20 protein-coding genes are annotated in these 17,217 nt (G+C 63.2%); 16 read left to right on the forward strand and 4 right to left on the reverse strand.

Going from position 1 to position 17,217, the window contains the following annotated elements; translation table 11 throughout:
* The first annotated feature begins 2 nt into the window (after window positions 1-2).
* Both C0617_RS00255 and C0617_RS00260 read left to right on the forward strand, forming a co-directional pair.
* Window positions 3-437 carry a pyridoxamine 5'-phosphate oxidase family protein gene (locus tag C0617_RS00255; RefSeq protein ID WP_291315010.1) on the forward strand — a complete coding sequence of 145 codons (435 nt, stop codon included), beginning with the start codon at window positions 3-5 and terminating at the stop codon, window positions 435-437.
* Window positions 422-2,569, forward strand: a complete 2,148-nt coding sequence (locus tag C0617_RS00260; protein WP_291315011.1) for a PEP/pyruvate-binding domain-containing protein — start codon at window positions 422-424, stop codon at window positions 2,567-2,569. Before C0617_RS00255 ends, C0617_RS00260 begins: the two co-directional genes overlap by 16 nt.
* 466 nt (window positions 2,570-3,035) lie before the next feature.
* On the opposite strand, the gene C0617_RS00265 is transcribed toward C0617_RS00260, so the two are convergent.
* Window positions 3,036-3,161, reverse strand: coding sequence for a hypothetical protein (locus C0617_RS00265; protein ID WP_291315012.1), 126 nt, complete (start codon window positions 3,159-3,161; stop codon window positions 3,036-3,038).
* A gap of 488 nt (window positions 3,162-3,649) precedes the next feature.
* Between C0617_RS00265 and C0617_RS00270 the strand changes: the two genes are divergently transcribed.
* The 6 genes from C0617_RS00270 (at window position 3,650) to cowN (ending at window position 6,415) form a co-directional block, all read left to right on the forward strand.
* On the forward strand, window positions 3,650-4,312 hold the full coding sequence (locus C0617_RS00270; RefSeq protein WP_291315013.1) for a PilZ domain-containing protein: 663 nt from the start codon (window positions 3,650-3,652) through the stop codon (window positions 4,310-4,312).
* 208 nt (window positions 4,313-4,520) lie between these two features.
* Complete coding sequence (locus C0617_RS00275; RefSeq protein WP_291315014.1) at window positions 4,521-4,754, forward strand: hypothetical protein; 234 nt, start codon at window positions 4,521-4,523, stop codon at window positions 4,752-4,754.
* A gap of 33 nt (window positions 4,755-4,787) precedes the next feature.
* The gene (locus C0617_RS00280) at window positions 4,788-5,099 is read left to right on the forward strand and encodes a hypothetical protein (RefSeq protein WP_291315015.1); all 312 of its coding nucleotides are present in this window, start codon (window positions 4,788-4,790) and stop codon (window positions 5,097-5,099) included.
* Window positions 5,096-5,539 (forward strand): ADP-ribose-binding protein, encoded by a 444-nt coding sequence (locus C0617_RS00285; protein ID WP_291315016.1) that lies wholly within the window; start codon window positions 5,096-5,098, stop codon window positions 5,537-5,539. The genes C0617_RS00280 and C0617_RS00285 overlap by 4 nt, the downstream gene beginning before the upstream one ends.
* Before the next feature lie 128 nt (window positions 5,540-5,667).
* The gene (locus C0617_RS00290) at window positions 5,668-6,096 is read left to right on the forward strand and encodes an FKBP-type peptidyl-prolyl cis-trans isomerase (protein ID WP_291315017.1); all 429 of its coding nucleotides are present in this window, start codon (window positions 5,668-5,670) and stop codon (window positions 6,094-6,096) included.
* A 25-nt stretch (window positions 6,097-6,121) separates the two neighbouring features.
* Entirely contained in the window at window positions 6,122-6,415 is a 294-nt protein-coding gene (gene cowN / locus C0617_RS00295; RefSeq protein ID WP_291315018.1) for a N(2)-fixation sustaining protein CowN, read from the forward strand.
* Between the two features lie 24 nt (window positions 6,416-6,439).
* On the opposite strand, the gene C0617_RS00300 is transcribed toward cowN, so the two are convergent.
* Entirely contained in the window at window positions 6,440-7,090 is a 651-nt protein-coding gene (locus tag C0617_RS00300; protein WP_291315019.1) for a response regulator, read from the reverse strand.
* Between the two features lie 292 nt (window positions 7,091-7,382).
* Window positions 7,383-8,594, reverse strand: coding sequence for a GGDEF domain-containing protein (locus C0617_RS00305; protein WP_291315020.1), 1,212 nt, complete (start codon window positions 8,592-8,594; stop codon window positions 7,383-7,385).
* Window positions 8,595-9,240: 646 nt separating this feature from the next.
* Between C0617_RS00305 and C0617_RS00310 the strand changes: the two genes are divergently transcribed.
* A complete protein-coding gene (locus C0617_RS00310; protein WP_291315021.1) occupies window positions 9,241-9,441 on the forward strand; it encodes a dodecin domain-containing protein in 201 nt (66 codons plus the stop codon).
* 192 nt (window positions 9,442-9,633) lie between these two features.
* On the opposite strand, the gene C0617_RS00315 is transcribed toward C0617_RS00310, so the two are convergent.
* The gene (locus tag C0617_RS00315; protein ID WP_291315022.1) at window positions 9,634-10,071 is read right to left on the reverse strand and encodes a bacteriohemerythrin; all 438 of its coding nucleotides are present in this window, start codon (window positions 10,069-10,071) and stop codon (window positions 9,634-9,636) included.
* 127 nt (window positions 10,072-10,198) lie between these two features.
* Here C0617_RS00315 and C0617_RS00320 point away from each other — a divergent pair, with 127 nt between their 5' ends.
* From C0617_RS00320 to C0617_RS00350, 7 genes are all read left to right on the forward strand, one after another.
* Window positions 10,199-10,993 (forward strand): RMD1 family protein, encoded by a 795-nt coding sequence (locus C0617_RS00320; protein ID WP_291315023.1) that lies wholly within the window; start codon window positions 10,199-10,201, stop codon window positions 10,991-10,993.
* A 446-nt stretch (window positions 10,994-11,439) separates the two neighbouring features.
* Window positions 11,440-12,321, forward strand: a complete 882-nt coding sequence (nifH, locus tag C0617_RS00325) for a nitrogenase iron protein (RefSeq protein WP_291315024.1) — start codon at window positions 11,440-11,442, stop codon at window positions 12,319-12,321.
* Between the two features lie 175 nt (window positions 12,322-12,496).
* Window positions 12,497-13,939: a nitrogenase molybdenum-iron protein alpha chain gene (gene nifD / locus C0617_RS00330; RefSeq protein WP_291315025.1), complete on the forward strand. Its 1,443-nt coding sequence runs from the start codon at window positions 12,497-12,499 to the stop codon at window positions 13,937-13,939.
* A gap of 97 nt (window positions 13,940-14,036) precedes the next feature.
* Window positions 14,037-15,497: a nitrogenase molybdenum-iron protein subunit beta gene (nifK, locus tag C0617_RS00335; protein ID WP_291315026.1), complete on the forward strand. Its 1,461-nt coding sequence runs from the start codon at window positions 14,037-14,039 to the stop codon at window positions 15,495-15,497.
* 99 nt (window positions 15,498-15,596) lie between these two features.
* Complete coding sequence (gene nifX / locus C0617_RS00340; protein ID WP_291315027.1) at window positions 15,597-16,037, forward strand: nitrogen fixation protein NifX; 441 nt, start codon at window positions 15,597-15,599, stop codon at window positions 16,035-16,037.
* A gap of 90 nt (window positions 16,038-16,127) precedes the next feature.
* Window positions 16,128-16,397: a ferredoxin III, nif-specific gene (gene fdxB / locus C0617_RS00345; RefSeq protein WP_291315028.1), complete on the forward strand. Its 270-nt coding sequence runs from the start codon at window positions 16,128-16,130 to the stop codon at window positions 16,395-16,397.
* Window positions 16,398-16,644: 247 nt separating this feature from the next.
* The gene (locus C0617_RS00350) at window positions 16,645-16,956 is read left to right on the forward strand and encodes a NifB/NifX family molybdenum-iron cluster-binding protein (protein WP_291315058.1); all 312 of its coding nucleotides are present in this window, start codon (window positions 16,645-16,647) and stop codon (window positions 16,954-16,956) included.
* The last annotated feature ends 261 nt before the right edge of the window (window positions 16,957-17,217 follow it).

Consider the following 17,217-nt stretch of genomic DNA (forward strand, 5'->3'; position numbering starts at 1 on the left):
TCATGGAGGAAGCCGTTCGGGAACTGCTCGAGGGGCAGAGACTGGGAGTGCTGGCCACCAGCCTGGAGGGCCACCCCTACACCACCCTGGTAGCCTTCGCCGCCAGCGACGACCTGCGCCACCTGGTCTTCGCCACCACCAGCGCAACCCGCAAGTTCGCCAACCTCGAGGCCGACCCCCGGGTTTCCCTCCTGGTCGACAGCCGCACCGGGAGCGCCGCCGACTTCCGCGAGGCGGCCGCGGTCACCGCCCTCGGCACGGCCGTCGAGGCCTCCGCCCCCGAACGGGAGGCCCTCCTCCCGCTCTACCTGGCCAGACACCCCTACCTGCGCGAATTCGTCGCCTCACCCAGCTGTACCCTGTTGCGGGTCGCGGTCCGGCGCTACTGCCTGGTCCGCCGCTTCCAGGAGGTGGAGGAACTGTGCCTGGAACCGTGAACTGGGCCCTGTCCCTCGATCAGATCGCACCGCGCCAACGCCCCCTCGTCGGAGGCAAGGCATGGGCCCTCTCCCTCCTCCTCAAGTCAGGCCATTCGGTCCCCCCCGCCCTCTGCCTGACGATCGGACTCTACCGCCGCTACCTGCGGCAGACCGGCCTGGGGGACCGCATCGGCATGGAACTGGGGCGCAAGGAGATGTCCGAAATGCGCTGGGAGGAGTTGTGGGACGCCTCCCTGCGCATCCGCGCCCTGTTCCTCACCACCCCCCTGCCGAAGGAGTTGGGGAAACAGGCCGCTGCGGCCCTGGCCCCCTTCGCCGGGAAGGCGGTGGTGGTGCGCTCCTCGGCCCCGGGGGAGGACGCTCCGGGGGCCTCCTTCGCCGGCCTGCACGACTCCTTCGTCAACCTCCGGGGGACAGAGGAGATCCTCGGGGGGGTGCGCAAGGTGTGGGCCTCCCTGTGGTCGGACCGGGCCCTGCTCTACCGCCAGGAGCTGGGTTTGGCCGTGGAACGCAGCTCCATGGCCGTGCTGGTCCAGGAACTGGCGGAGGGGGAGCGCTCCGGGGTGGCCTTCAGCCGCGCCCCCGATGGCGGGGAGCGCGCCGTGGTCGAGGCGGTCTGGGGCCTCAACCAGGGCCTGGTGGACGGCAGCGTGGAACCCGACCACTGGGAGGTGGAGCACGGCGAAACCATCGTCGCCCGCCGCGCCCCTTCCCGGGAGGCGGCCCTGCGGCCCGGCCCCGGCGGGGTGAGGAGCGAACCCCTGCCCCCGGCGCAGTCATCCATGGCGCCCCTGGCCGATGGGGAGGTGCTGCGGGTCGCCGCCGCGGCGCGGGACCTGGAAGCCCTCTCCGGCCGCCCCCAGGACGTGGAGTGGACCCTCCGCGGCGAGGAGCTGATCCTGCTCCAGGCCCGACCGATCACCACCGCCGCCGGGGACGATTCCCGCCGCTGGTACCTGAGCCTGCACCGCAGCGTGGAAAACCTGCGCCGGCTCCGCCGCAGCATCGAGGAGGAGCTGCTGCCGCGGATGGAAACCGAGGCCGCGGCCCTGGCCGTGATCGACCCGGCCGGGCTTCCCGACCGGGAGCTCGCTGCGGAAATCGGCCGCCGCCGGCAGATCGTGGCGGGGTGGGAGGAGACCTACCGCGACAAGTGCATCCCCATGGCCCACGGCGTCCGCCTCTTCGGAACCTTCTTCAACGACGCCCTGCACCCCGAGGATCCCTTCGACTTCCTGGCCCTGCTGGGGGGGACGGGGATGCGGGCCGTCGATCGCAACCGCGGCCTCGAGCAGATGGCCGCCGCCCTGCGCCACCGCCCCGAATGGGCCGAGCACCTGCGCAGGACTCCGGAGCAGCCCTGGCCGGGCCCCCTGGAAGAGCAGCTGGAGCGGCTGCTGGCTGAATTCTTCGGTCTCCTTCCCGGCGCAACCGAAGCCGTCGCCCTGCGCCTCCGCCTCGCCCCCCTGATCCTGGAGCTTGCCCCGGCCGCCGGAGGAGACAGCGCCGCGGAAAAGACCTCTCCCGAACGACTGCGGAGAGCGTTTCTGGAGAAGTTCGAAGGGGAGCAGCGGACCATGGCCGAGGAGGTGCTCGACCTGGCCAGGGCCAGCTACAGGTTGCGCGACGACGACAACATCAGCCTCGGGAAGATCCACACCCAGCTCGCCGCAGCCGAGGACGAGGCCCGCCGGCGCCTGGCAGCCAAGCCGGTTCCGGCCCTGGAAGGACTGTTTCCGGCCGAAGAGGGGGGGCCGGGCCCGGCGCCGAGAGAGGCCCCGCGGCTGGGCCAGGTACAGGCCCGCCAGCTGCAGGGCCAGCCCGCAGGTCCCGGGGTCGCCACCGGCAGCGCCCGGGTGATCGACGAAGCGGCCGGGATGGGGACCTTCCGCTCGGGAGAAATCCTGATCTGCGACGCCATCGATCCCACCATGACCTTCCTCGCCCCCCTGGCCGCAGGGATCGTCGAGCGGCGCGGCGGCATGCTCATCCACGGTGCCATCATCGCCCGGGAGTACGGCCTTCCCTGCGTCACCGGAGTCCCCGAGGCCACCCTCCGGATCCGCACGGGAGACCGGGTCACGGTCGACGGCTACCTGGGAATCGTAACGATCTCCCGCCTGCCTTGAGGGGTTACAACGTCCAGGGCCCTATGGCTTGCGGACCGATAGAGTCCGGCCAATAGGCTTGCAGGGCCCCCGACATAAACGCCGTGTCCTTTCCCCTGGGGAACCTCCTGTTAAAATTGCAGGACAGACTGAAACGGGGCAATCACGGACGTTGCGAAACGGGCAGGGAGGCAGGGATGCTTGAGCTCTGGTCACGCAAACTCTTCGCAAGGGCGTGGGCCAGCGCCGAGCACTTCTCCAGCAGCCCTTGCGCGATTGGAGTGAATTTCACTCCCCGGCCCGCGCCCCCCTGCCCGTCCGGCATCAAATACAAACGCCCGGCAGCTTACGCTGTCGGGCGTTGTCATTTGAACACTTCCGATACGGGGGAGGGTTTCCCGGCGCGAATCACGGCGCCATCGCCCCGGAGCCAGCGAACCGTTATCGTCGCCCTCCCCTCCGGAGTTGCACCGGGTTCTCCTGCTGCCTAGCGGCCCGGGGGCAGCAGGCCCTGCTGGTCCCAACCCTGAGCCAGGCGGCGCATGGTGCGGTAGGCATTTTGTTTCAGGCCTATTTGCAGATCGTGAAAAATGGTGTTCAGCTTTCTTGCCATGACGGTCTCCTTTTGCTATGCCCTGCGGACAGGCCGCCCCGCGCCACGGGACGGCTCCAAACCTGGCTCAATGGTATGACCACACAAACGGCCTGTCAATACCCGAAAATTCGTAAAATACTGTTTTTAAAAGATTTTCCTGCATAAAGGTTCAAAATCACAACGCCTTCCCCTCGGCGGGTGAACAAAAAAAATCGAAAAAAATTACACCCATGGAAATTTGGAACATCGTCTTGTAACCCGAAACACCTTTGACGCCGAACATGTAAAGAAAGCGCGGTTTTTCCACCGGTTACAGGAGCTTCCCGTTGACAACCCTCTTTAATTAATATAAAAAAAAGGAGACGCTCGCCATTTTTAAAGGGGCCGTGGGGAGAAGGCATGGAAATGAATGCCTGGACAGAAACCGCCGGAGCCTGCTGAGAGCTGAATAGGTTGCTTTTTGTCAACCGCCAAACCGGAAAGCCGGCAGCAAGGAGGGGACCCGCATGAATGCGTACGCACGAGACCCGCTGGAGGATCTGCAACACCTGGAGGACGGGCAGAAGATGGCCATCGAGTTTGCCGCACGGGCGGGAGGAACCATGCGGGTCGCCTGCAGGGCGCGGCCGACCGGTCTCCCCTGTTTTGAGGCCGAGGCATTCCCCGGCCCCCTCCCCCTCGAATCCATCGCCCTGGACAAACCCTGCCTGGTCACCCTGGCCGGACAGGGCAGCGACCCGCCGGTGAGCGCCCGCATCGAAGAGGTCCTTGACGGGGGGCGCCTCCGACTGGCCGTGCTCTACGGGGGGGACTTCCCCAGCCGACGGATCTTCTTTCGGGTGGAGACCCGGCTCTTCCTGAGCTTCCGGCTCATCACCCCGGAGGGGGAGAGCGAACCGATCGAGGTCCTTGGGGGATGGGGAGACATCAGCGGCGGCGGCGTCTATTTCCCATCCGAACGGGAGCTGGCCATGGACCAGAGGCTGCGGTTGCACATCCGCCTGCCACAAGCCACGGTCGAATGCATCGGGACCGTGGTGCGCACCGGTCGGCAACACCCTCTTTTCTCCGCCGCGGTGCGCATTGACGAGATCACCGCCTCCAACCTGGCACGGATCAATGCCTTCTGCCACGCCGAACGCCGCCGGGAATTCTCCGCGGCCGGTTAGGGCGCTCCCCGGCCGGTCGGCTCAAAGGGACCGCCTTGCGAGGCCCGCGGCATCTTGAGGCCTCCCCTCACTTCTTGGCCTGATTCCTGCTTTCTCATTGAGACATCTCCGGAGCACAGTGCCGTGCTCCCTGCCCGCAACGAAGCCCCCGGGGAATATTCTCCGCGGGCTTTTCTGTTCCCAGCTCTGCGACAAGGGAGAGAATTCGATGAAAGCGAAGACATTCGAGGCCAGTTGGCTGCCCGCCGAGCAGGCGGCCAAGGTGCTGCACACAACCCATCTCAAGGTGCTCATGCTGATCAAACGGGGGCTGCTCTGCGGTCGCGACATCGACGGCACCTGGCAGGTCAGCATGGCGAGCCTGGAGGCCTTCTGCCGCCAGGAGCCGAACGACAGAGCGGTGATCAAGGGCACCTGCGGCGGCTGCTCCGCTTGCGGCTAAGGCCTGCTTAAAAGAAAGGCACAAAGGGGAGTCATGGGCATAATAATCAAACCCTCGGACCTGCAGTTCAGATACCCCCGGAAAAAAGAAACCCGCGAACGGCCCAAATTAAAAGGCAAGCCCGACCCGAACCCCTTCGACCGGGACGACCTCTACGAAGTCATCCCCATGTTCGAAGCGGTGATGAACGCTCTCGAGACCATCGACGGCCAGGTGCTGCACCGCATGGAGGAGGTCCTCAACGAGGATGTCCCCCTGTTCGTCACCTCCCGGGAAGAGGTCTTCGACTGTCTGCTCGGCACTATGGAGGGAATCCTCGGCGCCTGCCGGCGGCAGGCCGGATGAGCAGCGGCGGGACGATAGAGATCCGCGGCGAACTGTGGGATCACCTCGGCAGGGCGATCCTCGCGATCACCACCTGCGGCCGGGTGAGCAAGCGGGGCGAGGCGGTCATGCTGCGCGGCTGCGCCCGCCAGGCCAGGGACCGATTCCCCGGGTTGGCGCAGCGGTTCGGAGCGCTGATCCTCTCCGGCGGCAACCACGTCTACGACATGGGAGACGGCATGGTCAGCTTCCCTGTGGAGGACGACCCCTTCGGCATCGCCGAGCCGCGCCTCATCGAACAGTCCTGCCGGGAGCTGGTGAGCCTGGCGAACCAGAAGGGATGGAAGCGGATCGTCGTGCCGCGCCCCGGCTGCGGCGGGGGCGGACTGGAATGGGCGCAGGTGCGGCCGATCCTGGAGAGGCATTTCGACGAACGGTTCCTGGTCATTTCGGCGAGGTGAGCGAAGCTGCTGCAAAGACCTCGGAGCCTCCTCCGTGTCTCCGCGCTCCAGAGGCAAACGCCGGTGCCCATTCTCCCCGATGGACCAAAACAGACAGGCCTGGTCCGGGCCGACGAAAGGAAGAAGCGATGCAAACGGCGAAACGCGGCGACCGGGTAACCGTGCAGTACATCGGCACCCTCGACAACGGCCGGATATTCGACAGCACCACCGACGAGACCCCCCTGGTCTTCACCATTGGCGCCGAGGAGGTCTTCCCGGCCCTTGAACGGGAAGTGGTCGGCATGAAGGCAGGCGAGACGAGGAATATCCTCCTCCCCGCCGACAAGGCCTACGGGCCCCGCCGGGAGGAGAACGTCCTGACCCTGAGGCGCGAGGCGTTCCCGGCGGACAGGGAGATCAAGGTCGGCCAGAAGCTGAGCCTCGAGTTCAAGGACGGCAAGGAGAGGGTGATGCTGGTGACGCGGGTCGGTGAGGGAGAGGTGACCCTCGACGGCAACCACCCCCTGGCGGGAATGGACCTGACCTTCGCACTGCGCCTGGACGGGATCGATTGAGCGGAGCGGTCGAAAGGATGACGATTTGAACCAAGAGAATAAAAAGACGGACCGCTACGTCTCCTTCGCGGGGATCGATTGCACGGGAAACTCCAGAAAACTGATGGCGATGCTGCTGGGGCACATCGGCGATGCGCCCAATTCCGACCCCTTCTGGGAAAAGTTCAGGACCAAGCTCGAGAGGGCCGGAACGCCCGGGAACCCGGACGAACTGTTCCTGATCCACGCCTACATCAACAACATCCGGGAGTTTTTCGAAGCATGCGACGACCGGGACGCGCTGGCCCTTCTCGACCAGATCGAGAAGGAGTGCTGCTAGGCTTCAGGTGGAGAGCCCGAGTGCCTAGATCTCATGCAGATCGATCATCTCCTCCCCCATGACATACCCGGTCTTCGCCATTCGCGAAGCGTTGGCGAGCTTGGCGACGATTTCGCGGATCTTTCCCAGCTCCTCCCGGATCTCCGCCAGGTGCCCCCTGACCGCTCCTCCATGGCCGGAAAGTCCCCTTTCCGCCAGGTGCAGGCGGCCGAAGATGGCGGTCAGCGGGTTGTTGAGTTCGTGGCTGATGGCCACCGCCATCTCCTGGAGCAGCTTCAAGCGTTCGAGATCCAGCGCAAGCCGCTTCTCCCGCCGGGAGGCGAGGTGCAGATTCACCCGCGCCAACAGCTCGCCTGGATAAAAGGGCTTGACGATATAGTCGTCCGCCCCCGCCTCGAACCCCTTGACCTTCTCCCCTTCCGCGTCGAGGGACGTGATAAAGACGACCGGCACCTCGCGGGTCGTTTCGTCCTGTTTCAGCAAGCGGCAGACCTCGTAGCCGTCCATTTTCGGCAGGTAGATATCGAGCAGGATCAGGTCGGGCGGCTCCCGGCGGGCGGCGTCAATGCCCGACGGCCCGTCGTCCCTGAGGTCAAGCCGGTAGCGCTCCTGAAGGATCTCTTCAAGCTGGGCCTGAACGACCTTGCTGTCCTCGATGGCGAGTATTCTTTCCAACGGCGTCTCCCCCGAATAAATATCTGGTTATGCACTTCGCTCACATTGAGCTCCGACAGGCTGCAGGAACTTGCCATCGGGCAGAGCGACAGGGACGATTGTAATCAAAATCGGCTTCTCGCCCGTTCGCATTCGCTCACTCGAGCCGCAAAGCCGCAAAGAAAAACCCTGAAATTCGTCTTGTTCCCCTTTTGCGACAGCCAATGGCCCTTGTTCTGCGACCAATCATCATTATCGTTATTTGTTGCTGGCGCACAACCAAACAAGATTCAATAACCAACGGCACGGGATTCTAACTCCGAACCCGGTTGCGGCCACCGCTTTTTGCCCGGTACAGGGCCCGGTCGGCGTCCTTGATCACCTGGGAAGCGGGCACCTTTTCCCCCTGGCTCTCGGCAACCCCGATACTCACCGTGACGGAAAGCCTTTTCCGCCCCGCCTTGCTCGGCTTGACCGGGGGCTTGTCTTTCGGACGGCTGCGATGGCGAACAACGAACCCCGATCCGGCGACCGCCTCCCGGAGCCCCTCCAGGCGGGGCAGGACCTCCTCGGCCGACCTGCCGGCAAAGAGGAGTGTGAATTCCTCCCCGCCATAGCGAAAGGCCCTGCCGCCCCCGCCGACGGCCGCCAGCCTGACGGCGACCATCTTCAGCACCTGGTCGCCCACATCGTGGCCGTAACGGTCGTTGACCTTCTTGAAATGGTCGATATCGACCATCGCCAGGGTATAGCGTCTCCCGAGCCGGAGCAGGGCCTCGCTAAGGGCCCTCCGCCCCGGGAGCCCGGTGAGTTCGTCGCGAAAAGCCATGCGGTGGGATGTTTCGACGACCCCCACAACCAGGATCAGGCCGGCCGTGGCAAACCACCAGCTGAGGGTGTACCCGGTCACCCCCCCGGCAAGGGGGAGCCACGCCGCCGGCAGCGCCCAGAGAAATCCCCCCTCGAAGGCCGCCGGGCGGCGCAGAAAACGCACGAGCAGATAGGCCATCCCGAGCGCGAAAGCGAGCAGGGATAATTGGGGCAGGGGAATCCCCTCGAGAAGGGGAAGATCGACGAGAGGACGACGTATCCACTCCGGAACCTCGGCGTAATCCGAACGGTACAGCCCGGCAAGGAGAACGGGCTGGGCCGCGAGCGCCCCGAGGCGCAACAGCCCCGAGGGGGTGAATATCCCCCGCTCGACCAGGGCCGAAAGGACGGCCAGGTTGAGAGGCAGCAGCAGAGCAACGGCGTCCCGGACGATCCGCCCGCTCTCGCCTGAGAGCCCGAGAGCGAGCGCCCGGTCTGCCAGGGCCAGGAACAGCAGAACGAAGACCAGGCGGCTGCGGTTGAAACGCCACCCGAGAAGAAGGCCGATGCCGAGGACCAGGAAGGGATAAAAGGGCAGAAAGGCCTGCACCCGGCCCGGCAGCTGCATTCCGTGAAAAAGCACCACCGCCGCGGCGGCCAACACCCCGCCGGGGACGAAGAGTTGCCAAGCGATTTTCCAGACCGAACCCCGCATGCCGCCTAAGGTAAGCCAAGAGGCAGGGACCGGCAAGAAAATTCACACCCATCCCCGCAACCGCTTCGTTCTAAAGAGTGGTACGGAAGGTGACCTTTTTCCACAGGAGGAGAGAGGAAAGGCACCATGCAAACCTTCGACGATGAAAAACCCCGTAAGGACATCGAGACCGAAAAAAACACACCGTCCTGAACACAAAAACCAACGAAACCGGCAAAGTGCTGATGTGCAACCACGGCTACTTCAATCTAAAGGTCGGTAAGGGTTCGGGAGTCTGGTCGATCGAGAGCTGCGAGGAGATCACCCCCAAAGGGGCCAAGAAACGTTCGCTGAAATAAAGGTGAGGGTGGAGTGTGATCCCCACGTTCCCCATCGAGGATTTCCGTTTCCCGGCAGGAACAAAGGATGGTGAAACGGGAGCGGCCGGCCGGGGTCTTCACCTCGACCGGCCAGAAACAAAGAGGGCGGTCATGCCGTCGCCTTTTTTACTTGTTCCCGGCCCCTGAACCGGCCCAACCCGCCCCCTGAGTCGCACCCGGAACCGCTCGGTCCACGGCAGGCCCTCCCCCTCTTGCATTGGCGTCCGCGTATGGTAGGAGTTAAGGAGCAAGCCGAACGTCACCATTAACCAAAGAGGGAGGACACCATGTCTGTTGCCAAGGTCATCGAAATCCATTCCGAAGGAAAATCCATCGAGGCGGCCGCCGAGGCGGCCCTGATCGAAACGGCCCGGTCCGTCGACGGCATCATGAACCTCTACCTTCAGGACATCCAGGCCATCGTGGAGGACAACAGGATCATCAAGTACCGGCTCAATGCCAAGGTGACCTTCCTCGTCCAGTCCTGACGGGCGGCGCCACGACCGAGAGCACGAAAGGGAGACCTCCCAAGCCCCTCCCTTGCCCTTTCAGAAACAGCTGGGAATTCAGGAGGCCCTCGCCAAGAAAGGGCCTCCGCCCCTCCGTGAATACAGAAAGGCGGACCGTGCGGGTCCGCCTTTCTTTTTCAGCAGGTCTTCCTATCGAGGGGAAGTCTCCGGTCAGCCGGACTCCGAGAGGTTTGCCCTGACGGATCCGGCCTTCCTCCTGAGATGCTCGCCGAAGCGCCTGTCCTCCGCCTTGATGTGCTCGGTCAACCAGAAAAGCAGAACCTTGTTGGTATGCACCAGCACATGTACCGTTGGGCCGGCAGCATCCAGTTCGTCTCTCAGGTCCGCCAGGCGCCGACGGAAGTGGACGTGCTGTTGCCGGTGGGCCTCCAGGTCGGCGTAGCCCTGGTCCTCCATGAGAGCCTCCTCGGCTTGAAAATGCTCGGCCACGTACCGATCGAGGAAAGCGAAGAGCTCGCGCAGATGCTCAAGGCCATGGCGCTTGCTGCAGGCCTCCATAAAAGCATCGAACCTCTGAAACATCTCCCGGTGCTGGCTGTCGATCTGGGGCTGTCCGACGGCCAGATCCTCGGTCCACTGCAGGGACATGGCGGCTCCTCCTTTACTTGAGAATTCGATCTTCATTATAAGCACGTTCCGAGCCCGGGGGCAAATCGGCCGATGTCGGGTATACTTATTAAAACCCCTCTGCCCCCTCCGCCACCGGGATCACGCCATGACACCTCTGCCCTTCAACGACCAGAAAAGCGTCAAGGCCCGCGCCCTCTTCGTGGGCGAGCGCCTCGACCTGCGCGCCTTCGAAAAAACCCACCGGCTGGCCTCAGGCCCCCTGACGGTGACCGCCGGAGAAGCGGGCTGCGCGGTGTTGTTCCGCTACGGCTGCGTGGTGCTGTTCTGCATGAGCGCGATGGAGGAGGTGACCTTCCTCAAGGACCTGGCGCCCTTTCTCAAGGGGCCCTTCACCGAACCGGAGAGCGAGGAGGCCCAAGTGGCGCAAGACCCCGGGCGTCCCGAGGGGACCGGGGAGCAGGACATCGTCCTGCACGCCTTCACCCCCGAACGCCTGCAGTTGGTGGCGGAGGTGCTGGCCAAGAGCGTGGTGCTGGCCCACTACGAGAAAAGCGTGGCGACAAGCTTCCAGAACATCGAGCCGCTTGCGGAGAGCCTGCAGCGCAAGGGCCGGGGAGGTTCCAGAGGACGGGATCTGCTGCGCCACATCGGCGACACCCTCTCCATCCAGGGGCGCATGGTCGGGCGGGTAGAGATCGTGGAAAAACCGGGACTTCTCTGGGACAACCCGGAGCACGAACACCTCTACGCCCGCCTCGAGGACGAATACGAACTGAGCGAGAGGCACATGGCCCTGGAGCGCAAGCTCGAGCTCATCTCCCGCACCGCCGAGACCCTGCTCAGCCTCCTCCAGAACAAACGTTCCCTGAGGGTGGAGTGGTACATCACCCTGCTCATCGTCCTGGAGATCCTGATCACCCTCTACGAGATGCTGTCCTGAGCGGCGGCTGCCCACCCTCTGTGCAGCAGATGCCACCCGGATGTGCAGATTTTGGGCAGACCGGACCATCGGCCCCAGCGCCCCACTCTCCGAAAAAGGCGCAAGCCCGGGCAAATATGCATGCCTCAATATATTGGCACGCTCTCTGCTAGATAGAGAGTGACAGACGTCAATGGGCCACGAGGATGTGTGCCCGCGACAGAGGCGATGAAGCCCGACGGGGAGCGATCCCCCTCGGGCTTTTTGTATCTACAGCAGATGGGCGGCGCCACGGCGGAGCCGCCCGGGCAATGGAGCCCTACCTGAGGAATCGTCCCGGGTAGGGCTTTTATATTTACGACAGAATGGCAGTGCCTACAGGAGGACCCGGACACATCAACGAGGATGCCGCCTCGGGGAGACGCCGGAGGGACTGCCGGCAAACAACAGAAAGAGAGGAAGAGAAAATGGCTGAAAAAAAACTTCGTCAGATCGCGATCTACGGCAAAGGCGGCATCGGCAAATCGACCACCACCCAGAATACGGTGGCCGGACTCGCCTCCCTCGGCAAGAAGGTGCTGATCATCGGTTGCGACCCCAAGGCCGACTCGACCCGCCTGATCCTCCACGCCAAAGCTCAGGAGACGGTCATGGACAAGGTCCGCGAGCTCGGTACCGTCGAGGACCTGGAGCTTGAAGACGTACTCAAGTGGGGCTACGGCGACGTCAAATGCGTCGAGTCGGGCGGCCCCGAGCCGGGGGTCGGCTGCGCCGGCCGCGGCGTCATTACCGCCATCAACTTCCTCGAGGAGGAGGGCGCCTACACCCCCGACCTCGACTTCGTCTTCTACGACGTTCTCGGCGACGTCGTCTGCGGCGGCTTCGCCATGCCGATACGCGAGAACAAGGCCCAGGAAATCTACATCGTCGTCTCCGGCGAGATGATGGCCATGTACGCCGCCAACAACATCTGCAAAGGGATCGTCAAGTACGCCGCTTCCGGCAGCGTTCGCCTGGCCGGCCTGATCTGCAACAGCCGCAACACCGACCGCGAGGCGGACCTGATTACCGCCCTGGCCGAGCGCCTCGGCACCCAGATGATCCACTTCGTCCCCCGCGACAACCAGGTGCAGCGCGCCGAACTGCGCCGGATGACCGTCATCGAGTACTCCCCCGAGCACAAACAGGCCAACGAGTACCGCGAACTGGCCCGCAAGATCAGCGAGAACGAAATGTTCGTCGTCCCCAACCCGCTGGAGATGGAAGAGCTCGAAGACCTGCTGATGGAATTCGGCATCATGGAAGCCGAAGACGAGTCGATCGTCGGCAAGGTCGAAGGGGCGGCTTAAGGCACCGGGCGATTTGCCCCCAGCTCGGCGTTGCCCTGCGGGATCGCAGGTTCGACGTAGCTTCCGCTACGCCTCGCCAGCTCTCCCTTGTGCGCCTTGATCTGAGGGCAACTTGCCCGTCGCTGTGGCGGCGCTATCGAAGAGATCTAAGAATCAGGCATTAAAGGAGTTCAATATGGCCGAAAGAAAGCCCATCGCGGGCGTGACCAAAGAAAAAACCGAGAAGCTGATCGAGGAGACCCTCGCGGCGATGCCGGAGAAGGCCCATAAGAAACGCGCCCCCCACCTGGGCGCCAACGAGCCGAGCGCCTCGCCCTGCGCGGTCAAGTCGAACAAAAAGGTCGTCCCCGGGGTCATGAGCCAGCGCGGCTGCGCATACGCCGGCGCCAAGGGGGTGGTCTGGGGCCCGATCCGCGACATGATCCACGTCTCCCACGGCCCCATCGGCTGCGGCGTCTACAGCTGGGGGACCCGGCGCAACCTGATGCAGGGGACCCCTGGCGTCACCTCCTTCCCCATGGACTTCACCTCAGATTTCCAGGAGCGCGACATCGTCTACGGCGGCGACCAGAAGCTGGAGAAACTGCTGGGCGAGGCGGACGAGCTCTTCCCCCTGAACAAGGGGATGTCGATCCTTTCCGAGTGCCCGGTCGGACTCATCGGCGACGACATCAACGCTGTCGCCAAGAAGATGGAAGGCGAACTCGACAAGCTGGTCGTGCCCTGCAACTGCGAGGGTTTCCGCGGCGTCTCCCAGTCGCTGGGGCACCACATCTCCAACGACTCGATCCGCGACCACATCATCGGCAAGTACGAGTTCCCGGACGAAGCCGGCCCCTACGACGTCGCGCTGATCGGCGACTACAACATCGGCGGCGACGTTTGGGCCGCCAAGCCGATCCTCGAAGAGATCGGCCTCAACGTCAAGAGCGTCTGGACCGGCGACGGCGAGGTGGAGAAGATCGCCGCCACCCACACCGTCAAACTCAACCTGATCCACTGCTACCGCTCCATGAACTACATGTGCAAGGTCATGGAAGAGAAGTACGACATTCCCTGGCTCGAGTACAACTTCTTCGGCCCGACCAAGATCGAGGAGAGCCTGCGCGCCATCGGCGAACTGTTCGACGACACCATCAAGGCGAACGTCGAGAAGGTGATCGCCAAGTACAAGCCGATCATGGAGGCGGTGATCGACCAGTACAAACCGCGCCTCGACGGCAAGACCGCCATGCTCTTCGTCGGCGGCCTGCGCCCCCGGCACACCATCGGCGCCTACGAGGACCTCGGCATCCAGATCACTGGCGCCGGCTACGAGTTCGCCCACCAGGACGACTACGACCGGACCGCGCCGGAAATGGCCAAAGGGACCTTGATCTACGACGACGTCTCCGAATTTGAGCTCGAGAAGTTCGTCGAAGAACTCAAGCCCGACCTGGTCGGGTCCGGCATCAAGGAGAAGTACGTCTTCCAGAAGGCCGGCATCCCCTTCCGCCAGATGCACAGCTGGGACTACTCGGGTCCCTATCACGGTTACGAAGGGTTCAAGATCTTCGCCCGCGACATCGACATGGCGATCAACAGCCCCACCTGGAAACTGGTGAAGGCGCCGTATTAAAAGCAGTAACAAGTGACGGGTAACGAGTGACGGAAAGCACCTAAAGCTTGCTCTGCTTTGCTTGTCACCCATCACCGACCTTAAAGGAGTTATCGCCATGAGCGAATGCGCATTGAAAAAAGTGACCGAGCACTCCCCCGAAGAGGTGGAGAAGGTCAAGGAATGGATAAACACTGAAGAATACAAGGAAAAGAACTTCGCCAGGACCGCCCTGGTGATCAACCCGGCCCACGCCTGCCAGCCTCTCGGGGCGCAGATGGTGGCCACCGCCTTCGAGGGGAGCCTCCCCTTCGTCCACGGCTCCCAGGGGTGCGCGTCCTACTTCCGCAGCACCTTCAGCCGCCACTACCGCGAGCCCGCTGCGGCCACCTGCGACGCCATGACCGAGGACGGCGCCGTCTTCGGCGGCCAGAACAACCTCTTCGAGGGCCTGGAGAACGCCTACGCCCTCTACAAGCCGAAGATGATGCCGGTCTACACCACCTGCATGCCCGAGGTCATCGGCGACGACCTGACCGCCTTCATCACCAACGCCAAGCAGAAGGGTCATATTCCGGAGGACCTGCCGACCCCCTACGCCAACACCCCGAGCTTCAACGGCACCCACATCCACGGTTACGACGCGATGATGCGCTCCGTCCTGCAGTACCTCACCAAGGATCAGAAGGTCGAAGGCAAGTGCACCGGCAAGCTCAACCTGATCCCCGGTTTTGACGGCAACACCGGCAACATCCGCGAGTACAAGCGCATCCTCGAGGCCATGGAGATCCCCTACACGGTGATGGCTGACACCTCCGAGGTCTTCGACACCCCCTGTGACGGGACCTACCAGCTTTACCCCGGCGGGACCAAGCTCGAAGACGCCGCCGAGTCGATCAACGGCAAGGCGACCATCTCTCTGCAGAAGTACTCAACTGCCACCACCATGAAGTGGATCGACGCCGAGTACAGCGGCGAGAAGGCCGTGATGCCCATGCCCTTCGGCATCGCGAAGACCGACGAGTTTCTGATGAAGCTCTCCGAGCTCTTCGGCAAGGAGATCCCCGCGGAGCTCAAGGCTGAGCGCGGCCGGGCCGTCGACGCCATGACCGACGCCCACCAGTACCTGCACGGCAAGAAGTTCGCCGTGGCCGGTGACCCCGACTACCTGATCGGCATCGTCAGCTTCCTGCTCGAAATGGGAGCGATCCCCCACCACGTCCTCTGCTCGCGGGCAACCAAGAAGTTCAAGAAGGAGATGGATGCGCTGCTGGAAACGTCCCCTTTCGGCGCGGGATGCACCGTCTACATCAACAAGGATCTCTGGCACATGCGCTCCCTGCTGGTGACCGACCCGGTCGACGGAATCATCGGCGACACCCACGCCAAGTGGGCCGCCCGCGACGCGGACACCCCCCTGTTCCGCATCGGCTTCCCGATCATCGACCGCGTCAACCTGCACCGTTCCCCGGTGATCGGCTACCAGGGCGCCATCAACATCCTGACCATGATCGCCAACAAGTTCCTCGACATCAAAGACGAGACTTGCGAAGACCAGTGGTTCGAGATGATGCGCTAAAGGCAGTAGCGAGTGACAGGTGACGAGTGACAAGTAAAGAATGCTTTTAACTCGTCACTCGTCACTCGTCACTCGTCACTTCTCCCCGAAGGGGAAGACATGATCAGAACAAGACGTTTCGAGATCGTCGGCCCGGAGCTGAAAGGATTGACCATGAAGGTGGCATTTGCCAGCACAGACAAAGTTCATGTTGACGAGCACTTCGGCAGGGCCGAGGCGTTCTACATCTATGAAGTCGGGCCGGAAGAGGCCGAATTCACGGGCGTGCTCCAGGTCAAGACCGAAGGGGACGACGAAGCCGACCGCATCGAAGCACGCTGCGCCGGCCTCGATACCTGCGCACTGGTCTACGTCGCCCAGATCGGCGGGCCTGCTGCCGCGCGCCTGGTCCAGAAAAAGATCCACCCCATAAAGAGCAAGGAGCAGGAACCGATCACCGACGTGGTGGCCAAGCTGCAGGAGGTCCTTCGGGGCAGCCCGCCGCCCTGGCTGCGCAAGGCGATGCTCAAGAACGAGCGACCGGGGTTCCTGGACAGATGACAATGTAGGGGCGATCCTTGTGATCGCCCGGAACGCGGAGGGCGAATAGGAGATTCGCCCCTACACGCCACAATCATAAGGAGAAGTACCATGGCTTACCTGACCGGCAAGACCAAGGGCGGCGCCGACTGGACCCCCACCTTCGTCGAGGCGATCGACCACGAAAAGTGCATCGGCTGCGGCCGCTGCTACAAAGCCTGCTCCCGCAAAGTGCTGGGGCCCTTCGATCTGGAGGACGAGGAGTCCGAATCGATCCGCATGGTCATGGAGATCGTCAAGAACGATGCCTGCATCGGCTGCGCCGGCTGCGGGGTGACCTGCAGCAAGAAGGCCTTCTCCTTCAAGCCGATGGAAGTCTAAGAAAGCTGCAAGCTGTCAGTTTGCTGCTATCAGCTTTTAGTCTCAAAACCTTGACAACTGACAACTGACAACTGACAACTGACAACTGACAACTGACAACTGACAACTGACAACTGACAACTGACAACTGACAACTGACAACTGATAGCTGATAGCTGACCGAAGGGAGTTCACCATGCTCATCGCCGTCGCATCGAAAAACGGCACCGAGGTCGACCAGCACTTCGGCCATGCCTAGCGGTTCCTGATCTACGACTTCAAAAAGGGCAACCCCAGGCAGGTCAAGGAAGTGCAGGTGGAGAAATACTGTTCCTTCGACCCCGACCACCCCTTCCGCCACGAACAGTTCAACGCCATCGTTGCGGCCCTGGACGGCTGCAGAGCGGTGGTCACCGCCCAGATCGGCGAGTTGCCGAAGCAGGAACTTCAGAAAGCCGGCATGGTCGCGGTCAATGCCTCCGGGCCGATCATCCCGGCTCTGCAGGCGGCCCATGACGCGGCATGCGGATGCGGCTGCAAAAAGCCGTCCCCCGACGGCCCCTGCCCTCACTCGGCCTGATTCAATAAGAATCCGCCCTCGAACGACTTTGGAGACTTTCCCCTTTCAGCTCCTGCCGAAAAAAGGGACTTTCCAGAGATGCAATTGCCTTTGGCATGGGCAGGGAGGATCAGAGGGGTCCTTCCTGCCTCCTTTTTTTCGGGCGACTGTATTCGCCCACTGCCGCCTCGGCGCCCGAAAAGGCCCGTCTTGACGGGGATTGACGGAATGGGCCGGCCCCATCGGCCCACTTGGCACGACTGATGCTATAAGAAGGACAGA

It is taken from the genome of Desulfuromonas sp. (assembly GCF_002868845.1).
Classification (GTDB): Bacteria; Desulfobacterota; Desulfuromonadia; order Desulfuromonadales; family BM501; genus BM501.